Genomic DNA, 17486 nt, shown 5'->3' with positions numbered 1-17486 from the left:
GGCCTTTCGGGTGGGGGAGGCGGCGGTGTGCGAGGACTATCCGAACGCCCGGTTCCAGGCATCCTCGGCGGCACCCGCCACCGATTCGCCGGCATCACCGAGCGTATCAACAGCGTCTCCGGCGAAGTCGGTGATGCGCTCGGTCACCGGTACGTCGCCGGACAGGAACTGTGCGCCCGCCCAGACGAGGGACGCTGCCGCGAAGAACGGCGCGGCGGGTGTCGGCGCGAGGCTTCCTCCGGCGAGGATCGCCGTGATGGCGCCATCGGCGACGGCGTGGCCGTCGCCGTCCTGGAAACCGTTGTACGCCTGAGCCGCTCCCGTGAGGATGCCGAGCCCTGCCGCGGCGTTGCCGGCAATGCGCAGGGCGTTGAGCGTCTGCGTCCCGCGCAGGTAGCCTACTTCGGGCATCTGGCCGAAGGTCGTGGTCAACAGTCCCGCGTTCCGCATGGAGGAGAGCAGCCGCTCCGCACCGAAGCCCAGCGCGGAGGTGGTTAGTGCACCGATCTGGAAGGGTGGCCACGCCCCGAGGTCGCCGCCGACGTCGGCGAGGAGGTCGACGAGGGACGGGTCCTCCGATGCGCCCGACGGAGCATCCGTCGGTTGTGACGTTCCGCCGCTGCCAGCACCGCTGCCGGCGCCGCCTGCGCTTCCGCTACCGGCGTCGCTCGTCGTGTCCTGCTCGTCGGCATCGGCGAGCAGGACAGTGGCCCGTTCGCTCAGCAGGGAGGCGCTGTCCTGCAGGCGCAGCCTGATCGAGGTGTTCCACTGCGACCTGAAGCGCTGGGCGTCCTGGCCCTGCCACCCGACCCGCGCCAGCACCGTGGTGATCTGCTGGTCGATGGTCGTGAGGGTGCCACTCGACGTCGACATGGTCTGAGCGAGAGCACGGAGGGCCGTCGGGTCTGCTCCGATCATGCCGTTGGTCATGGGCTTCCTCGTTCGTGTCGTGGCGCGGCCCTTCCGAGGGTCCCGGGCACCTGCGCCGTCGGTCCCACCGTATCCCCGGGCAGGCGATGCCTCCATGGGGAGGGCTCCCCATGGAGGGCCGGCGGCCGTTCCCTCGGGCGCGCAGCGCTCGTGTTCTACCGCGACCCGGGAACGGAGTCGTCTGTCGACTCCGGCGTGTCATCAGCGGACACCGGCGTCACGGCCCTGCGCATCGCCACCCGCGGCCAGCCGTCGAGTCCCGCTTCCGCCTCGTGCCGCCGGAGCGCCGCCAACCCCGGGCCGAGCCGCGCCGGGCTCAGGTCCACGAAGCCGAGACGGCGGTAGTACGGCGCGTTCCAGGCGACGTCGCGGAACGTGGTGAGCGTCAGGCCCGGAAGGCCGCGTCGGCGGGCCCAGGCCTCCGCCTGATCGATGAGCCGCCTGCCCAGCCCGCGGCGAGCGTGGTGCGCGTGCACCGACACCTGCTCGATGTGCGCGTGCCCGTCGACGACGTCGAGCAGGAGGTAGGCGGCGGGAAGCGCCTGGGCCGTCTGGACGACCCATGCCCGGCCTTCACGCTGGTACGGCTCCAGGCGCGCGAGGGGAAGCGGCTCGTCGTCGGCGATCGCGTGCATGCCGAGCGTCCGGAACGCCTCGCCCGCTGACCGCTCGATCCCCGCCAGATGCGGGAGATCGCTCAGGACGGCGAGCCGGATCGGTGCCGGGAGGTGTGCCCGGGGAGCAATGGGCGCGCGGCTGTCACTCACCGGCGAGGACCGTGAGCGGTTCGGTCGGCGGGCCAGCGCAGGCGGCGTTGGTGTCCCGGCAGATGTCGACACGGCGCGGAACAGCGGAGACCTGGTAGGAGCCGGGTCGGGCGCCCTCGGGTATGACGATGTCGGCGGCGAACGCTCCGCGCGAGGACATGGGCGCCTGAACGGTCGCGATCGTGTGCAGGCCGCCGTCCGAGATCACCGTGATCACTATGTCCGCGCGTCCGCCGTAGCGCGGATCGCAGGTCGTCGCGTCTTCGCCGGTGACAGTCACCGAACCGCCCTGCGCCACGACGGCGCTCGACAGGTGCCAGGGCGGTTGGGCGCAGCCCGAGGGTGCGCGCCCCGGACCCGACCAGTAGGCGAACCCCGTGATGGACCCCACGGCGACGACGACGGCGAGAGCCATTCCCCCTCTGCTCATGGCTGAGTATGCATCCGGCGGTTGCTCAGGGGAAGGGCCGCCGGGAAGGCGTCCGATCCCGCTGGGCTAATCTGGACCAGTGACTTATGAGATCGAGATCGGCCGAGGCAAGCGCGGACGCAGGGCCTATTCGCTGGATGACGTGGCGGTGGTGCCCTCCCGCCGCACCCGTGATCCGCTCGACGTCTCGGTCGCCTGGCAGATCGACGCGTACCAGTTCGAGATGCCCGTCGTCGCCGCGCCCATGGACTCGGCGATGTCCCCCGCCACGGCGATCGCGATGGGCCGCCTCGGCGGCCTCGGCGTCCTGAACCTCGAGGGACTGTGGACGCGGTACGAGGACCCGCAGCCGGTCCTCGACGAGATCGCGGCGCTCAGCACGGAGAACTTCAGCCCCGCCGCGACGCTCCGCATGCAGGAGCTCTACGCCGCGCCCATCCAGGCCGAGCTCATCACGAGCCGACTCGCCGAGATCCGCGAGGCGGGCGTGACGGTGGCCGGTTCCCTGACGCCGCAGCGCACCCAGCAGTTCTCCAAGACCGTGCTCGCCGCCGGTGTGGACATCTTCGTGATCCGCGGCACCACGGTGTCGGCCGAGCACGTGTCGAAGAACGAGGAACCCCTCGACCTCAAGAAGTTCATCTACGAACTCGACGTCCCCGTGATCGTCGGCGGCGCCGCCGGCTACACCCCGGCGCTGCACCTGATGCGCACCGGCGCCGCGGGTGTGCTGGTCGGTTTCGGTGGGGGAGCGACGACGACGACGCGCCGCGCCCTCGGCATCCATTCGCCGCTCGCCTCGGCGATCTCCGACGTGGCGGGCGCCCGCCGCGACTACATGGACGAGTCCGGCGGACGGTACGTGCACGTGATCGCCGACGGCGGCATGGGCGCCAGCGGTGACATCGTGAAGGCGATCGCCATGGGTGCGGATGCCGTCATGCTCGGGTCCGCGCTCGCCCGGGCCGAGGAGGCCCCGGGTCAGGGCTGGCACTGGGGCCAGGAGGCGCACCACCACGAGCTGCCTCGCGGCGACAGGGTCAACATCGGCACGGTCGGCCCGCTGAAGGAGGTCCTGTGGGGCCCCTCGCACCACACCGACGGCACGTCGAACCTCATCGGGGCGCTGCGGCGTGCGATGGCGACCACGGGGTACTCGGACCTCAAGGAGTTCCAGCGCGTGGAGGTCGTCCTCTCGCCGTACGTCTCCGTCGACTGATCGTCCCGGTGGAAACCGGCACGGCTGGCTAGACTGGGAACCGCCTCCAGCGCCGTTCCCGGCGTCGGCTCTTCGAAAGGCACACCGGTGAGCGATCTCCACCCGGACCTCCACGACGCAGCGCTCACCGCGCCCGAACTCGTGATCCTCGAGATGGAGGCGACCTCGAAGGAGGACGCCGCGGCGCAGCTCGCAGGCCGCCTGCACGCGGCCGGCCGTATCTCGGATCTCGAGGCCTTCCTTTATCAGGTCAACTCCCGCGAACATCAGATGGCCACGGGGCTCCCGGGCGGCGTGGGGCTTCCCCACGCGCGCAGCGAGTACGTCAATCAGACGTCCATCGCCGTCGGTGTGACGCGCTTCGGCCACAGCCTCGACTTCGGTGCCGTGGATGGACCTGCCACCCTCGTGCTCCTGATGGCGACGCCCGCGCAGTCCTTCTCCGAGCACCTCGAGGTCCTCGCGACGATCGCCCGGAGCCTCTTCAAGGAGAACTTCCGCGAATCGCTGCGGCGGGCCCATGACGCCGAGGTCATCGCGGAACTGATCAACTCCTCGCTCGTGTTCTACGACCACTAGGGCTCTCGATGCACGGTCCTGGCGCGGCGACGACGCGCCGATGGTCTCGATGCGCCCGGCGGTCCCTGGCGCGCGGCGGCTAGCCGCCGACGGTGGGCTCGAGGACGAGGAGGCCGCCGACCCGGCCCGACCGGTCGAAGGAGACGCGCCCGGACATCACGCCGTCCTCGAAGTGCAGCGCCAGTTCCACGATCCTGAGAGCGCCGTTCTTCCGCACCGTGGCGGTCCCCGGCCGCTCGTAGGCGCCGACGGCGTCGTCGACCTCGCTCCACACCGTCGCGAGCACGTCCTCCGTCACGGCCTCGAGCATCGTCGGGGTGAACCGCGCACGCAGTGCGGACCAGTCCCGGGCGGCCCACTCCGCGAACACGGCTTCGGCCTCCGCCGCCGGGTCGAGCGGGACGGCCCGAGGGGGAGCCAGTGTCCGGCCAGGAGCCTCCGACCCGAAGCGCTGGAAGGCGGCCTGTCGGCTGATGCCGAGCGCCGCACCGACGTCGGCCCAACTGGCGCCGTGGCGTCTCGCCGCGTCGACGGTCGCGCGCAGCAGCGCGTCGCTGAGGTGGGTGAGATCGGATGCGGCTCGCAATGCGTCGGACGCCACGAGGCTGAACGGCTCGACGGCCAGCAGTGCGCGGACCCGCGCGGTGCCGGTTTCGACGTCGGCTAGGGCCTGCCCGGGCTGTGCGTCGTCGTGGCCGGCGTCCTCGGGTGCGGTCACGGAGGGTCCCGTGATCTCGGGTGCGGTCACGGAGCTTCGGGCATCGGGCTCGGGGCCGTCCTGCTTCCTGCGGTCGGAGGTCATGCCAGGCGCACCGCCAGGATGCCGGCCGTCGGCACGAGGGCGATCAGGAAGGACCACCAGTCCCCGCGGGTCGCGGGCTCGGCGCCGACGAGGCGGTCCCACCGCGCGACCAGCACCACGGTGCCGACGGCGGTGAGTCCCGCCGGGACGTACCAGACCCACACGGTGGTGGCGTAGAACGCCGTGACGACGGCGCCGAACACCATCCAGCCGACCGCCGCCGTGAGCGCCGTGACCAGCGCGACGCCGGAGAGCTTCTTCGGGGGGCGGAGTACCGAACGGAGGTAGGTGGCCGCTGTGAGGAGAGTGACGACGGGGATCAGCCAGGTGGCCACGAACTCCATCACCGTGAACCCCGTCCTGCGAGTAGGGCGATGGCGAGGTCGTCCACGGAGGCCGCCGTCCGGATGGGGGACACGTCACCGAGCGCGATGACGGCCTCATCCCGCGCGGGATCGAGGGCGAGCATGGAGGAGAAGCCGCCGGTCCCGCCGTTGTGCCAAAGGACGGTCGATCCGCCGTCGTCCTCGAGGACGTGCCAGGCGAGGCCCATGGCGGGGTCCGCGACGCCGTCGAGCGGTTCGAGCGAGCCGCTCCCGGGCGCCGAGCCGTCGAGGAGCGCCGCGGCGAGGAGCGCGAGATCGGCGGCGGTGGACCGCACGCCTCCGGCAGGGGCGAAGCCGTCCATGGTCCATGCAGCGGATTCGTCGCCCGAGGCACGGAGGCCCCGTAGCGCCGCCGATCGGAGGTTCTCCTCCGTCGCGGGAACGTACGTGTCCGTCATCCCGAGCGGCTCCGTGATGCGGTTGCGGAGCAGCTCGGGGTAGGGGAGCCCTGCGCGGGCGGCCAGCGCCTGCCCGAGGAGCGCCACCCCGAAGTTGGAGTAGGAGTACGTCCCGGGGGAGGACAGCTCTGCGTTCGTGGCGGCGTCGAGGAGCTGAGCCGTGGTGAAGCTGCCGTACGGGTTGCTGCCCGTGACGTTGCTCCAGGCGGACCGGACCAGGAAGCCCGCTCCGCCGGGTAGCCCGGGTAGACCGGAGCGGTGCGTCGCCAGTTCCCGGAGTGTGACGCCGGCCAGCGGTGCCGCACCGAGGTCGAGCAGTTCGCCGAGGCGGGTCTCGAGGTCCACCTCGCCGCGCTCCACGGCGTCGGCCAGCAGCATCCCGGTCAGCGCCTTCGTGATGGAGCCGATCTCGAGGTCGGAGCGGTCGTCGGCGCCGAACCCCGCCGTGGTCACCGCATCACCGGTCACGCGGGTGACCACGAGGCGGTGCGAGTCCGCCGGTCGGTGCGCCGCGACCTGTTCGGCGAGTCCGGCGTCGCCGAAGGAATGCTCCGATGGTGGTGGGAGCGTGGGCGCTGCGACGCCGAGTGCCAGGAGCGCAGCGGCACCGAGAGCGACGATGGATGTCTTCCGACGCGTCAGGGGTTCCATGTGTCAACGCTAGATTTACAGATCATGAACTGTCAAGAGAGTCTTGACACCTATTCGCTCCGCCAGGAGTTCCAGAGCGAGGCGTAGGCGCCGTCGAGCACGATCAGTTCGTCGTGCGAGCCGAGCTCCGTGATCCGGCCGCCCTCTACGACGGCCACGCGGTCGGCGTCGTGGGCGGTGTGGAGTCGGTGTGCGATCGCGACGACCGTCCTGCCCTCGAGCACCGCGTTCAGCGACCGCTCGAGGTCGCGGGCGGCCTGCGGGTCGATCAGGGAGGTCGCCTCGTCGAGCACCAGGGTGTGCGGGTCGGCGAGGATCAGGCGGGCGAGCGCGAGCTCCTGCGCCTGTGCCGGGGTGAGCTCGTGCGCTCCCGAGCCCACTTCGGTGCGCACGCCCTCGGGCAGCTGGGTCACCCACTCCAGCGCGCCGACACTGTGCAGTGCGTCCTCGATCTCGTGCTCGGCGGCGTCGGCACGGCCGAGGCGCACGTTCTCCGCCACCGAGCCCACGAACACGTGGTGCTCCTGCGTCACGAGGGCCACTTCCCGCCGCAGGTCGTCGAGCGGACGGTCCACCAGCGGCACCCCGCCCACCGTGACCGAGCCCGACGACGGCGGGTGGATCCCCGCGATCAGCCGTCCGAGTGTCGACTTCCCTGCGCCGGACGGCCCCACGACGGCGAGACGCTCGCCGCGCCGGAGGGTCAGGTCGACGCCGTGCAGCACGTCGTGTCCGGGCCGGTAGGCGTACCTGGCGTTGCTCAGGACGATGTCGTCGTCGCGGGGCACCGCGGTGGTCGCCTGGCGGTCCGGCTCCACGTCCTTCACCCCGACGATCCGCGCGAGCGACGCCGCACCCACCTGGATCTCGTCCGTCCACATGATCAGCAGGTCCACGGGATCGATCAGGCGCACCGCGAAGAGGGCGACGGCGGCCACCGCTCCCGGCGTCACCACGCCCTGGCCTGCGAGCCACCCGCCCCAGAGCAGCACAGCGGCGGCGGGTAGCCAGAACGCGATGTCCGCGGCGGGGAACAGGACCGATCGGAGCCATAGCGTGTACCGCTCGGCGCGGTAGCTCGTGCCGAGGGCGGTGTCGAGATCCTCGCGGCGCAGTGCGCCGAGCCCGAGGGCGTCCACCGTGCGGGCACCCTCGATGGTCTCCGTGATCGTGCCGTTGACCACCGCGTAGGTCTCGCGCTCACGCATGTAGCCAGCGGCGCTCCGGCGCAGGTACCAGCGGGTCACCGGCCACAGCAGCGGCAGGCCCACGAGAAGGGCGAGCGAGAGGACCGGTGAGGTGATGATCGCCGCACCGAGCGTCAGGGCGATGGTCACCACCGAGACGACCACCTGGGGAACCCCGAAGCGGACGGTGTGGGACACGGCGTCGATGTCGTTCGTGGTGCGCGCCACGAGGTCGCCGGTGCCCGCCTTCTCGACGGTCGAGAGCGGCAGGGCGGTGACGTCCGCCATGAAGTCCTCGCGCAGCTCGGCGAACACGCGCTCGCCGAAGACCATGCCGGAGCGCACCGCGAAGCGGCGGAGAATCGACTGGACGGCCAGGAAGCCCAGCATCCCGAGGGAGACCAGCGCGACGACGTCCGGCGTCGTCCCGGCGGACAGGGCGTCGATCAGGTACCCGAGCAGGAGCGGACCGGCGAGTCCGGCGACGGCCGACCCCACGTACAGCCCGATCACCCCGCCGAGCCCGCGCCGGTGGTGCCGGATGAGGCGCGAAGCCTCCCGGCGCACGGCGCGGGGCTCGGCGACGGGCAGCGTCGCGGTGCTACTCACTGCGGATCACCACGTTCCGGTAGGAGGCATTGGCGGCCATCAGGTCCTTATGGCTGCCCTGGGCGGTGACACGGCCGTCCTCGAGGAACAGCACGCGGTCCATGGTGCGGAGCACCAGGGGGCTGGCCGTGACCACCACGGTGGTCATGCCGTCCCGCCGTCGTACCCCTGCCAGGCGGGCGGCGATGCGCTGTTCCGTGTGGGCGTCCACGGCGCTGGTCGGTTCCACGAGCACCAGGTTCTCGGCCCCGGTGAGGTAGGCCCGCGCCAGCACGAGGCGCTGACGCTGCCCACCCGAGAAGCTCCGGCCGCGTTCCGTCACCTCGTGATCGAGCCCGTCCTCCAGGCCGTCGAGGATGTCCAGGGCGCTCGCTGCCTCGAGCGCCGCGAGGATCCCGGCGTCGTCGTGCCGCGCGTGCGGATCGAGCTGGCGGCGGAGCGGCCCGCTGAACAGCTGCGGTCCCGCCTCGCTGACCACGATGCGCTCGCGGATCGAGGCGAGTGGCACGTGCCGGAGATCGGCGGCACCCCAGCGGACGGTGGCCTCATCGAGCACGGCGTCCTCGAACCGCCCGAGGCGCATGACGGCGTCCGCCGATGCGTCGGGCTCGCGCGACACGACGGCGGTGAGGATCCCCGGCTCCACCATGACGCCGCTGCGCTCGTCGACGAGTGGCGAGCCCGACGGCGGTGCCGGCTGTGTCGCCGCGGCGTCCGCCACGTTCGCGTCCACCGACAGCACCGCGATGACCTTGCGGGCGCCGACGTGCGCGCGGATGAAGCGGGCCACGGAGTCCGCCGCGGCGCGGATGGGCGTCATGAGGAAGATCGAGAAGCCGTACAGGGCCACGAGTTCGCCCGGCGTGATGGCGCCGTCGAGCACCAGCGAGGCGCCCACCCAGGTGAAGACCACGCTGAAGGCGCCCGCGATGAACACCTGGGCTGCCTCGAGATCGGCCAGCGAATGGGCCACGCGGATACCGGAATCGCGGGTGGCCGCCGACTTCTGCCGGTAGCGGTCCACGAAGATGTGCTCGCCGCCGATCCCGCGGAGCACCCGGAGCCCGGCGACGGTGTCCGCACCGACGGCGGTCATCTTCCCCGACGCCTCGCGCTGCTCGCGCTGCCGCGCCTGGAGCGGACGCACCACGAACAGCAGCAGGGCGCAGCACACGGGCACGCCGACGAGCACGACGAGCCCGAGGACGGGGGAGGTCCGCCAGATGAGCACCGTCACCACGAGCCACGCCGCAGCAGCACCTGCCAGACGGGTCAGCACCTCGTACACCTCGCCGAGCCGGAACGCGTCCGACGCCGCGGTGGAGACCACCTCGCCGGTGGAGAGCGCCGAGGGCAGGGCGTCCCCCGTGGTGCTGATCTTGTGCCCCACGAGTTGCACGGACCGGAAGGCGGCCTGCATCCAGTTGCTGACGCCCGCCCGGTGGGTCGCGGTGTCGGCGACGGCCTGGACGACCATGAGTGCGAGGAGTGCGGCGGCCCAGCCCACCAGCGACGCCGAGTCGCTGCCGATCACGCCGTCGTCGATCGCGCGACCGATCACGAAGGGCATCATGGCCTGCGACGCCATCCACACCGTCCCCAGTGCGATCCCGGCCAGGAGGGTGGCCTTCTGGTGACCGCCGAGCCACAGCAGGAAGCGCACGGGGGAGCGCAGGTCCGGCGAACCGGTGGGGGCATAGGGAAAAGAGCGCACGAGAGACCATCGTAGACCGCGCGACCCCGTAGTGGTAGGGATATGCCAATCAGTCTTCGGCACCCGCCGCGCGGGGTTCCGGCGGCCGCTTCCACGTCAGCTTCATTCGTTGTTCTACAGCGTTACGAAGTACCGTGGAGGGGTGTTGAAGACCGCGCTCAAGCCCCGATGGATCCTCATGCTGATCCTCGCGATGGCGATCGCCGCGGTCTTCGTGCTCCTCAGCCAGTGGCAGTTGAACTCCTCCCGCGAAGCCCCGCCGCCCGCGCCGAGCACCACCGAGAACGTGAGGCCCCTGACGGACGTCCTCGAACCGCTCAACCCGCTCCTCGCGACCACCGCCGACCAGATGGTGTCCGTGGAGGGTTCCTTCGTTCCCGGCACCAGGACCCTCGTGCAGAACCGGCTCCTCGACGGCGAGGAAGGCCTCTGGGTGATGCAGGCCTTCGAGGTCGAGGGTGCCGACGACGCCCAGGGCGCCGACGCCGCGGGCGGCGCAGCGGCGTCCGCTGCGGAGGGCACGGTCATCCCCGTCGTCCTCGGCTGGGTCCCGGAGGCTGAGGACGCCGCCGGGATCGCCGAGCGGACCGGCACGGCGACCGTCGTCGGGCGACTGCTGCCGCCCGAGGCCCCCGAGGTCCAGCGTCCGGTCGACGGCGAGGTGCCGACGCTCTCCACCGCCGAAGTGTCCAACCTGTGGGACCGGCCCTCCTACGCCGCGTTCGTCGTGGCCACCGAGATCACCGAGGGGGGAGCCGCGGTCGCGTTCTCGGCGGGCATGGAGCCCGTCGTCGTCGGTCCGCAGCCGCAGGAGACCCCGATCAACTGGCTCAACATCTTCTACGCCATCGAATGGGTGGTCTTCGCCGGATTCGCGTTCTTCCTCTGGTGGCGGCTCGTCGCCGATGACCACCGGCGGTCCCTCGAAGACGCCGCGGACGCCGCCGACGCCGCTGAGGCCTCAGCGGACGCCGCACCCGAGACCTCAGCCGACACCCGCGCCGACCCGCACGCCGATACCCTCTCCGACCCGGAGGCCGACCCCCACGCCGACCCCCACGCCGACGCTCTCGCCGGACGAGACAGAAAGCGACTCCCATCGTGACCGAGCCAGCACTCACCCCGAAGGCATCCAGCGGCCGCCCCGCACCCGGGAAACGGCGGTTCGGAGGCACGCACGCGCAGATCAGGTCCGCGCTCGGCTTCTACAAGGTGCTCGCCTACGCCACCGGCGTCATGCTGCTGCTCGTGGTCGTCGAGATGGTCGCGAAGTACGGCTTCGGGACGGAGATCGTGGCGGGAGCAGGGGCGCCGCTGCAGTTCCTGCCGGAGGTCGTCGCCGAGACGGCGGGCGGGTTCAACCTCTCCACCGCCGTGCTGATCGTCCACGGCTGGCTCTACGTCGTGTACCTCATCGCCGACTTCCGGCTGTGGCAGTTCATGCGCTGGCCGTTCAGCCGCTTCATCCTGATCGCGCTGGGTGGCGTGGTGCCGCTGCTCTCCTTCGTCGTCGAGAAGCGCATCCATCGGCAGGCGGAGCAGGATCTCGCTGCCCACCCCGAGGCCGCGCCCCGCTACTGAGCCGCTCCTGATCAGCTCCTGATCAGCGACCGAACCGCAGCCCCTGCTGATCCGACCTTCCGGCTCGCCCCAGCTACGTCTACACGCCGGATCGGTGTCCTCGAAGCCGCGCCCGGGCCGTCCGGCGGTGTGCGGCCCCCAGCAGCCGACGACTATTGTGGACGCGTGACGCATCCCGAGAACGGCCCTGAGAACGGCGCCGACCACCGCCCTGTCCTCGTCGTGGATTACGGCGCGCAGTACGCGCAGCTCATCGCACGCCGCGTCCGCGAGGCGGACGTCTACTCGGAGATCGTGCCGCACACGCTCAGCACCCAGGAGATCCTGGCAAAGAACCCGGCGGCCATCATCCTCTCCGGCGGTCCCTCCAGCGTGTACGCCGAAGGGGCACCGACGGTCGACGCCGATTTGTTCGACGCCGGAGTGCCCGTGCTGGGCATCTGCTACGGCTTCCAGGCCATGGCCAACGCCCTCGGCGGCACGGTCGCGAAGACGGGCCTCCGGGAGTACGGCTCCACGGACATCACGTCCGACGGCGCGTCCCGCTCCATCCTGACCGGCACTCCCGAGCACCAGAACGCGTGGATGAGCCACGGCGACAGCGTGCAGGCCGCTCCCGAGGGTTTCGATGTCCTCGCCAGCACGGCCGGTGCGCCCGTCGCCGCCTTCGCCAACGAGGAGAAGGCGCTCTACGGCGTCCAGTGGCACCCCGAGGTCAAGCACTCCCAGCACGGCCAGGCCGTCATCGAGAACTTCCTCTTCCGCGGCGCGCGCCTCGACCCCAACTGGACCACGCGGAACATCCTCGAGGAGCAGGTGGACCGCATCCGCGAGCAGATCGGGGACGCGCGGGTGATCTGCGGCCTCTCCGGCGGCGTCGACTCCGCGGTCGCCGCCGCACTCGTGCAGAGGGCCGTCGGGGACCAGCTGACCTGCGTGTTCGTGGACCACGGGCTGCTGCGCGAGGGCGAGGCCGAACAGGTGGAACGCGACTTCGTGGCCGCCACCGGCGTGAAGCTGTACGTCGCCAACGAGCAGAAGCGCTTCCTCGAGGCGCTCGCGGGCGTCTCCGACCCCGAGACGAAGCGCAAGATCATCGGACGCGAGTTCATCCGTGCCTTCGAGGAGGCCGAGCGCGCCATCATGCGCGAGGCCGAGGCGGAGGGTGAGCCCATCCGGTTCCTCGTGCAGGGCACCCTGTACCCCGACGTCGTCGAATCCGGCGGCGGCGAAGGGGCAGCGAACATCAAGAGCCACCACAACGTAGGCGGTCTGCCCGAGGATCTCCAGTTCGAACTGGTCGAGCCCCTGCGCACCCTCTTCAAGGACGAGGTGCGCGCCGTCGGGGCCCAACTGGGTCTGCCCGCGGAGATCGTCGGGCGCCAGCCGTTCCCCGGCCCGGGCCTCGGCATCAGGATCGTCGGTGACGTCACCGAGGAACGCCTGACCCTGCTGCGCAAGGCGGACGCGATCGCGCGCGCCGAGCTGACGGCGGCGGGCCTCGACAACGAGGTCTGGCAGATGCCGGTGGTCCTCCTGGCCGACGTCCGCAGTGTCGGCGTGCAGGGCGACGGCCGGACGTACGGTCACCCGATCGTGCTCCGACCGGTCTCGAGCGAGGACGCCATGACCGCCGACTGGTCGCGGCTCCCGTACGATCTCCTCGCGCGCATCTCCAACCGCATCACCAACGAGGTGGACGGCGTCAACCGGGTGGTCCTCGACGTCACGAGCAAGCCGCCGGGAACCATCGAGTGGGAGTGACCGCCGCCCACGGGAGCTGAGGGACACCTCGGACCTCGGGTTCAGAGAGACAAGGAAACGGAGCGGGAAGAGGCGGTACCCGCCTCTTCCCGCTCCGCCGGTGCTGCGTTGCTATCCGCAGGCTCCGGACGCTTTTCGGATAGCTTGGAAGACATGCCAATCTGGTCGAGATCAGCACGAGACAACGCAGGTAAGAAGGCCGCCGCGCCCGAGCAGAACGAGCGGGATGCGGCAGGGACGTCCGAGGACGCTCGACCGGGTGGGAACGACGACGGGCAGCGCGCGGGCGAAGGCTCCGCGACCCGCTCCGTGCGCAGTGCATCGGACCGGTCGGCGGCCACCTCCGGCGAGAAGCCCGCCGCTCGCGGGGCGCGTCCCGTGCCGCGCTCGGATGAGGAGCACACCTCCTCATCGGCCGCATCGTCGGTGGACCGGGCAGGTGGGGAGCCGCAGTTGCCGGCGGAGGACACCCCGTCGGCGCAGTCGTTCCTCCTTCCCTGGCTCGAGGCACTCGGACCCCAGGCGAGTGGCGATACCCTGCTGCACTTCCGGCCGTCCGCCGGCACGAGCATCGACCTGACCCACGCACACCCCTCCGGCCTCGCGCAGCTCCTGGCGGGACGACGCACCCGGCTCTCCACCCTCCTCCGCGACCCGGTCCAGTACAGTGCCGCGAAGGCCGCCGCCCGGGCGCTCCGGGCGAAGATCTTCGAGCTGAGCACGGAACGCGGGATCGACGTCGGCTACCTCGCCGCGGGGACCGCGTCCTGGCGGTCCGTCGACGAGACCGGGCGGTCCGAGACGATGAACGCACCCGTCCTGCTGACCGCGGTGTCCCTCACCGTGCACGCCTCGCAGGACGACTACGAACTGCAGATCACCGAGCAGGCGCGCATGAACCCCGCGCTCGTCCGCCACCTTCAGGACAAGCAGGGGCTGCGCGTCGATGCGGAGGGCATCGCCCGGCTCGCCTACGGGACGGCCCGGATGGATCCGCACCCGGTCCTCGAGCGCATGAGGATCCTCGCGGACGGGGTGCGGGGCATGTCGGTGGAGCACCGCGTCCTCGTCTCCACCTTCGCGGATCTCGCAGGCGTGACGGGGGACCCCGCGCTCACGCCGGACCACGAGATCCTGTCGGCCCTGATGTCCTTCGCGAGGGGTGACGCGGAGGGCTCCCGGCTCCTCTCGGACGCCGCGGACGGCCGTCACTTCCCGACCGCCGACGAGCGTGACCCGGCCGGCGAGATCCTCGTGCTCGATGCGGACGTGGCCCAGCAGGAGGTCCTCGACCTCGCCGCCGCCGGCGTGAGCCTGGCCGTCGCGACCCCTCCGGGCACCGGGCAGACCCAGACCGCCCTGAACCTCGCCGCACAGGCTGCCGCTGCGGGGCGAACGGTGATCGTCGCCGCCGAGCGGCGGGGCACGCTCAACGAGTTCGTGCAGGACCTCGACGGACTCGGCCTCGGATCCCTCGTGCTGCAGCTGGGCAGCAGCACAGGCCCCGCCCAGCTCCGGGACGCGGTCATCCGCGCTCTCGTGCGGAACGAAAAGGCCGTAGAGCCGCAGCTCGGCTCGCTCCACGAGACCCTCACGGGGCACCGACACCAGCTCATGGAGCACGTGCGCAGCCTCCACAACGTCCGCAGCCGGTGGGCGTGCTCGCCCTACCAGGCCATGCAGTCCCTCGCCGGGCTGACCGCCCTCGATCCGGCGCCGTCGACCACGGTGCGGCTCAAGCGCAGCGTGCTCGATTCAATCACCGACCGCAGGGAACTCACCGAGCGGCTGCACCGGGCCGCAGAGCTCGGCAGCTTCAGCAGGGCCGCCACGGAGAGCCCCTGGTACGGGGCCCAGCTCCTGAACCGCAAGGAGACGGAGCACGCGCACGCGCTCGCGGAAGGGCTCGCCACCGACCTCCCCGACCTCCGCGGAAGGGTCCAGCGGGTGGCCGAGCACTCGCACATCACCCTCGGCGGCACGTTCGGCGAGTGGGGCGAGCAGCTCGAACTCCTCGTCTCCGTGCGGGGCAGCCTCGACAAGTTCACCCCCGACATTTTCGACCGTCCCGTCACCGATCTCATCTCCGCCACTGCGCCCGCGTCGTGGCGCAAGGAGCGCGAGATCGAGATGAGTTCCATGACGCGGTCGCGGCTGCGACGCGTGGCCAAGGAGTACATCCGCCCGGGCGTCCACATCGCCGATCTCCACTCCTCGCTGCTGGAAGTCCAGCAGCAGCGGACCTCCTGGAGCCGCTACGCGCTGACCGAGCGCCACCCCTCCGTGCCGACGGGCCTCGCGGAGATCCATGCCGCCTACGTGGCCATGGAGGGTCGCTTCGCGGACCTGACATCCCTGCTACGGTCCACTCCTGCCCGCCCGGATCTCGCGGCTCTCGACCTCGACGCGCTGGAGAGCCTGCTGCGTGGCCTCGCCTCCGACCGCGCGACGCTCGGGACGCTTCCCGAGCGGACCCTGCTGCTCGATGAGATGCGCGAACAGGGCCTGGGTGACCTGCTGGACGATCTCGCCGCGCGCGAGGTGCCCGCCGATCACGTGGGCCATGAACTCGAGCTCGCCTGGTGGCAATCGGCTCTCGAAGCGATGATCAGCGGCGACGACTACCTCGCCATGTCCGACGGCGCGAGCCTGCGCGCCCTCGAAGCGGAGTTCCGGCTCGCCGACAACGCGCACATCGCCTCGGGCCCGGGCCGCATCCGCTGGTCGCTGGCGGAACGATGGACACGTGCCATCGCCGATCATCCCGGGGATGCGGCGAAGCTCCGTCAGGGGCTCAAGGAGGACACCCTCACTCTCGAGGCGTTCGCCGGACTGCACCCCGATCTCGTCGCGGCGTTGCTCCCGGTCTGGGCCGCCAGCCCGCTGACCGTGCGGGGCTCCGTTCCCGAGGCGTACCGCTTCGACACCGCCGTGCTGCTCGACGGCGAGTCGATGTCCCTGCAGAGCGCGGTGCCCTGCGTCGCCCGTGCGCGGCAGACGGTCGTGTTCGGCGACGATCGCCTCGCGGGGCCGACGCGCTTCAGCATCGAGCTGCAGTCGGCTGATCGCGCCTCGACGCTCGAGCCCCTGCCCAGCGCGTTCGATGCCCTCCGCGACGTGCTTCCCGTCCGGGGGCTCACGCAGGTGTACCGCGGTGTCGATCGCGACCTCGACACCTACCTGAGCGAGACGTTCTACAACGGCAAGCTCTCGCGCCTGCCGCAGGCGTCCGAGGTCACGGGTGGCCACCGTGGCCTCCAGGTCGAGTACCTGCCGAACGGGACGGGCATGCCGAGTTCCGAGCACGACGGCGTCGAGAGCGTCGCGGTCGAGGTCAACCGGGTGGTGGAACTCGTGTTCGAGCACATCCGGCACAGGCCCGCTTCCTCCCTCGCCGTGGTGACCGCGAGCGCACGGCATGCCGCACGCGTGGGTGAGGCGATCCGGCTGCAGCTGGCGGAGTTCCCGTGGGCCTCCGAGTTCTTCACGCCCGGGCGTGAGGCGTTCAGGGTGGTGCCCGTGGAGCGTGCGGGCGGGCTGGTCCGCGACGAGATCATCTTCTCGCTCGGTTACGGCCGGACGCCGCACGGGCGGGCCCTGCACTCCTTCGGTCCGCTCTCGGCACCGGACGGTCGGCGCAACTTCGTGATGGCGATGACGCGGGCGCGCCGTCGCCAGCACGTGCTGACCTGCTTCCAGCCGACGGATCTCGATCCGGAGCGCATGACCACCGGCGCACTCGACTTCTTCGCACTGCTGCAGCACGAACTGGGCGAGAGGGCGCACCCGTCCGTCAGTACCGGTGGTAACGCCGATCCGCTCGTCGCCGATCTCGTGGACCGCCTGCGGCACCGCGGCGCCGAGGTCTGGGACCGCTATGCGGACGTCCTGGACATCGTCGCGGCGCGGCCGGTCGACGTCCTGGCCGACGGCACCGCGGCCACCTCGCGCGATGAGCGCCCGGCACCGCTCGCCATCGAGTCCGACGGCACCGAGCGGTACGGGTCCATGTCCGTGCGCGAACGGAGCAGGCTCCGGCCCCAGGTCCTCGAGCGCATGGGCTGGCGCTACATGCCCCTGTGGACCATCGAGGTGTTCACCGATCCCGAGGGGTGCGCCGAACGCGCGTCCGCACTGATCGGACTTCCGCCCCGGGAGACACCGGACCAGCCGACCACACGGAAGGAAGCGGTGAGGATGCGCAAGGACGAGCAGCACCCGGGCCGTGGTTCGGCCGTGGGTCGGGCGGCGCCGGGAACGGACGGGGCACCGGGAGATACGTCGGGAACCACGGCGGAGGACGCGACGGGAACGACGCCGGGATTGGCATCCGGAACGGCGGCGGGGTCGACTCCCGCCCTGCCCACGAAGGCGGGCGAGGACGATCCGCGTGCGTGGGGTGACGCCGAGGAGAACCACGACGCCTGGCTCGAGGAGCAGCGCCCTCCGCACTGGGGCTGACCGCCGCC

14 protein-coding genes are annotated in these 17486 nt (G+C 71.3%); 6 read left to right on the top strand and 8 right to left on the bottom strand.

Features of this window, described 5'->3' with window-relative positions:
* Positions 1-36: 36 nt before the first annotated feature.
* The 3 genes from AC4D16_RS05105 to AC4D16_RS05095 form a co-directional block, all read right to left on the bottom strand.
* The gene (locus tag AC4D16_RS05105; RefSeq protein WP_490948568.1) at positions 37-930 is read right to left on the bottom strand and encodes a WXG100 family type VII secretion target; all 894 of its coding nucleotides are present in this window, start codon (positions 928-930) and stop codon (positions 37-39) included.
* 155 nt (positions 931-1085) lie between these two features.
* On the bottom strand, positions 1086-1697 hold the full coding sequence (locus tag AC4D16_RS05100) for a GNAT family N-acetyltransferase (RefSeq protein ID WP_490954181.1): 612 nt from the start codon (positions 1695-1697) through the stop codon (positions 1086-1088).
* Complete coding sequence (locus tag AC4D16_RS05095) at positions 1690-2127, bottom strand: hypothetical protein (protein ID WP_490954180.1); 438 nt, start codon at positions 2125-2127, stop codon at positions 1690-1692. Before AC4D16_RS05095 ends, AC4D16_RS05100 begins: the two co-directional genes overlap by 8 nt.
* Positions 2128-2206: 79 nt before the next feature.
* Here AC4D16_RS05095 and AC4D16_RS05090 point away from each other — a divergent pair, with 79 nt between their 5' ends.
* Complete coding sequence (locus AC4D16_RS05090) at positions 2207-3346, top strand: GuaB3 family IMP dehydrogenase-related protein (RefSeq protein ID WP_490948574.1); 1140 nt, start codon at positions 2207-2209, stop codon at positions 3344-3346.
* A gap of 87 nt (positions 3347-3433) precedes the next feature.
* The gene (locus AC4D16_RS05085) at positions 3434-3925 is read left to right on the top strand and encodes a PTS sugar transporter subunit IIA (protein WP_490954179.1); all 492 of its coding nucleotides are present in this window, start codon (positions 3434-3436) and stop codon (positions 3923-3925) included.
* Between the two features lie 79 nt (positions 3926-4004).
* On the opposite strand, the gene AC4D16_RS05080 is transcribed toward AC4D16_RS05085, so the two are convergent.
* Genes AC4D16_RS05080 through AC4D16_RS05060 form a run of 5 tightly spaced genes read right to left on the bottom strand, consistent with a single transcriptional unit; the run spans position 4005 to position 9672 of the window.
* A complete protein-coding gene (locus AC4D16_RS05080; protein ID WP_490954178.1) occupies positions 4005-4727 on the bottom strand; it encodes a DUF3887 domain-containing protein in 723 nt (240 codons plus the stop codon).
* On the bottom strand, positions 4724-5062 hold the full coding sequence (locus AC4D16_RS05075) for a hypothetical protein (RefSeq protein ID WP_490954177.1): 339 nt from the start codon (positions 5060-5062) through the stop codon (positions 4724-4726). The genes AC4D16_RS05080 and AC4D16_RS05075 overlap by 4 nt, the downstream gene beginning before the upstream one ends.
* 8 nt (positions 5063-5070) lie before the next feature.
* On the bottom strand, positions 5071-6162 hold the full coding sequence (locus AC4D16_RS05070; protein ID WP_490954176.1) for a serine hydrolase domain-containing protein: 1092 nt from the start codon (positions 6160-6162) through the stop codon (positions 5071-5073).
* A gap of 50 nt (positions 6163-6212) precedes the next feature.
* Positions 6213-7958 (bottom strand): ABC transporter ATP-binding protein, encoded by a 1746-nt coding sequence (locus AC4D16_RS05065; RefSeq protein WP_490954175.1) that lies wholly within the window; start codon positions 7956-7958, stop codon positions 6213-6215.
* Positions 7951-9672, bottom strand: coding sequence for an ABC transporter transmembrane domain-containing protein (locus tag AC4D16_RS05060; RefSeq protein ID WP_490954174.1), 1722 nt, complete (start codon positions 9670-9672; stop codon positions 7951-7953). Before AC4D16_RS05060 ends, AC4D16_RS05065 begins: the two co-directional genes overlap by 8 nt.
* Before the next feature lie 142 nt (positions 9673-9814).
* Between AC4D16_RS05060 and AC4D16_RS05055 the strand changes: the two genes are divergently transcribed.
* From AC4D16_RS05055 to AC4D16_RS05040, 4 genes are all read left to right on the top strand, one after another.
* Positions 9815-10777: an SURF1 family protein gene (locus tag AC4D16_RS05055; RefSeq protein WP_490954173.1), complete on the top strand. Its 963-nt coding sequence runs from the start codon at positions 9815-9817 to the stop codon at positions 10775-10777.
* Positions 10771-11253, top strand: a complete 483-nt coding sequence (locus AC4D16_RS05050) for a DUF3817 domain-containing protein (RefSeq protein ID WP_490948775.1) — start codon at positions 10771-10773, stop codon at positions 11251-11253. The genes AC4D16_RS05055 and AC4D16_RS05050 overlap by 7 nt, the downstream gene beginning before the upstream one ends.
* 165 nt (positions 11254-11418) lie before the next feature.
* Complete coding sequence (guaA, locus tag AC4D16_RS05045; RefSeq protein ID WP_490948590.1) at positions 11419-13017, top strand: glutamine-hydrolyzing GMP synthase; 1599 nt, start codon at positions 11419-11421, stop codon at positions 13015-13017.
* Between the two features lie 153 nt (positions 13018-13170).
* The gene (locus AC4D16_RS05040; RefSeq protein WP_490954172.1) at positions 13171-17478 is read left to right on the top strand and encodes a DUF4011 domain-containing protein; all 4308 of its coding nucleotides are present in this window, start codon (positions 13171-13173) and stop codon (positions 17476-17478) included.
* Positions 17479-17486 lie beyond the last annotated feature (8 nt).

It is taken from the genome of Arthrobacter sp. TJ-236, assembly GCF_058269235.1.
The sequence above is the reverse complement of the archived record's forward strand: the minus strand, read 5'-3'. Positions and strand labels throughout refer to the sequence as shown.

Bases quoted from the DNA above. Each gene is read 5' to 3' on its own strand.
- AC4D16_RS05070 (WP_490954176.1), bottom strand. From the start codon at position 6,162: ATGGAACCCCTGACGCGTCGGAAGACATCCATCGTCGCTCTCGGTGCC.
- AC4D16_RS05040 (WP_490954172.1), top strand. From the start codon at position 13,171: ATGCCAATCTGGTCGAGATCAGCACGAGACAACGCAGGTAAGAAGGCC.
- AC4D16_RS05095 (WP_490954180.1), bottom strand. From the start codon at position 2,127: ATGAGCAGAGGGGGAATGGCTCTCGCCGTCGTCGTCGCCGTGGGGTCC.
- AC4D16_RS05080 (WP_490954178.1), bottom strand. From the start codon at position 4,727: ATGACCTCCGACCGCAGGAAGCAGGACGGCCCCGAGCCCGATGCCCGA.
- AC4D16_RS05105 (WP_490948568.1), bottom strand. From the start codon at position 930: ATGACCAACGGCATGATCGGAGCAGACCCGACGGCCCTCCGTGCTCTC.